This is a genomic window from Treponema sp. J25 (assembly GCF_004343725.1).
GTDB lineage: Bacteria > Spirochaetota > Spirochaetia > Treponematales > Breznakiellaceae > J25.
This window is the reverse complement of the sequence record NZ_PTQW01000063.1, coordinates 1-1,919: the sequence shown is the minus strand read 5'-3', so window position 1 is coordinate 1,919 and position 1,919 is coordinate 1. Positions and strand designations below refer to the sequence as shown.

Genomic DNA, 1,919 nt, shown 5'->3' with positions numbered 1-1,919 from the left:
AAATGACAGTTCCTATCAGTCTTTCTAAGAATATGCCGTATGGCAAAACAAGGAGCGAAAGAACTTTCATTAATGGTTTCTACCATCAATTTTAACCATAGACATTGTTTTTGGATAGCAAAGAAACATAAAAAAGGACAATAGGTTGCAAGGCTATTATCCTTAATAAAAATATTGAATTTCCTTGCAAATACTATTATACGAGGAGTATAGCTATGGAGAGAATGGATAGAGTTAAAAAACATTTTGAAGAGGAAGCAGCACAGTATGACGGTATAATAAAAAATCTCATACCATATTATCATAAGATGGTTGAGGCACTGGTCAATACTTTACCTTTTGATCCTTCTTTGGAAATTCAGGTTATTGATTTGGGCTGTGGAACAGGAACCATATCACGGGCTGTTAAGGATGCCTATCCAAATGCAAAATTAACATGTGTTGATATTTCCGAAAAAATGCTTAAAGTGGCAGCCGGTAAGCTGAGTGAAGTATCGGATGCAATCTTTATAAAGAAGAATTTTTATGATTTCAACTTTGATAAAAATTACGATGCAGTGGTTTCTTCCCTTGCTCTCCACCATCTTGAAACTAAGGAGGATAAGCTTGAATTTTACCGTAAAATATACTCCTGCCTGAATGATGGTGGAATATTTGTAAATGCAGACGTGGTGCTGGCCTCTACAGAAGCCCTCCAGCAGTGCTATATGACACAGTGGAAGAACTTCATGCTCAGGAACGTACCTAAGGATGAAGTGGATAGCAAGTGGATTCCCGCATACTATGAGGAAGACCGGCCTGTATCAATGATAGAGCACTTTGAGATGCTGAAGGATTCCGGATTTAAGATAATGGATGTGGTGTGGAAGTATTATAATTTTGCTGTTTATATGGCAATTAAGTAGCAAAGAATAATCAGTATTGAATTTTTATATTACCTCGAGATGATATATACATAATCAACCTCAGCATCAGATATATCGAACCATTAATATCCTTCTTATAATATTCAATCCTACCGCCATAAAAGTGACTATTTTCAACACAATATTTATTAACTGCCATGACAAATAGTGGAATCATTATTCCAAAATCAATTATATACTGTTTATTTAATATAATGGTAAAAAAGTTTGAATTTTACTAATCCCATGCAAAAGTCAATTGACTAAAGACACAGGTTATGATATGCTAATTGATGGAATTTAAAGCTATGAAGGCTTTTGTGATTGATAAAAGGTTTTTTTTAACTTTGGGATGAACCCAAAAAAGATGCTAGAAGAATAGCTCTTTTTTGGGATTGTTTTATTTTAGGGAGAGGTGATTTATATGCATATGGCTGACGCTTTGATTTCACCTGCTGTAGGTGGAACAATGATGGCTGCTGCTGCATGTGTTGGAGCTTATTCAATAAAAAGGATTAAGTACGATCTCGATGAAAAGAAAATTCCCTTAATGGGAGTAATGGGAGCATTTGTATTTGCAGCACAGATGATTAATTTTGCCATACCCGGTACCGGTTCAAGCGGACATATTGGGGGAGGAATACTTCTTGCCATATTGCTGGGACCCTATGCTGGTTTTTTGGCAATGGCTTCCGTACTGTTGATTCAGGCACTGTTCTTTGGAGACGGTGGATTGCTTGCATATGGATGTAATTTGATTAATCTGGGCTTTTTTACATGTTTTATTGCATATCCATTAATATATAAAAGGTTTATGAAAAATGGTGTAACTTCAAAAAGAATTTTCCGGGCAACAATGATTTCGGTTGTGGTTGCACTTCAAATGGGTGCCTTTATCAGTCACCTGCCTTTCGAATCCTAAAAAAGGACAGGTATTATATTACCCCTATCCTTACAGTTGGTTTAGTTCCTTTTCAACGAAGCCTAAGCATCCGTTGTCGTCCTCGATACTGG

Annotated in this window: 2 protein-coding genes; both read left to right on the top strand. The window is 36.2% G+C overall.

All coding sequences use genetic code 11. From position 1 onward, the window contains the following. Nucleotides 1-215 precede the first annotated feature (215 nt). Nucleotides 216-905 (top strand): class I SAM-dependent methyltransferase, encoded by a 690-nt coding sequence (locus C5O22_RS13360; protein WP_207895398.1) that lies wholly within the window; start codon nucleotides 216-218, stop codon nucleotides 903-905. 430 nt (nucleotides 906-1,335) lie between these two features. Then, nucleotides 1,336-1,827 (top strand): energy-coupling factor ABC transporter permease, encoded by a 492-nt coding sequence (locus C5O22_RS13355; protein ID WP_243692959.1) that lies wholly within the window; start codon nucleotides 1,336-1,338, stop codon nucleotides 1,825-1,827. The last annotated feature ends 92 nt before the right edge of the window (nucleotides 1,828-1,919 follow it).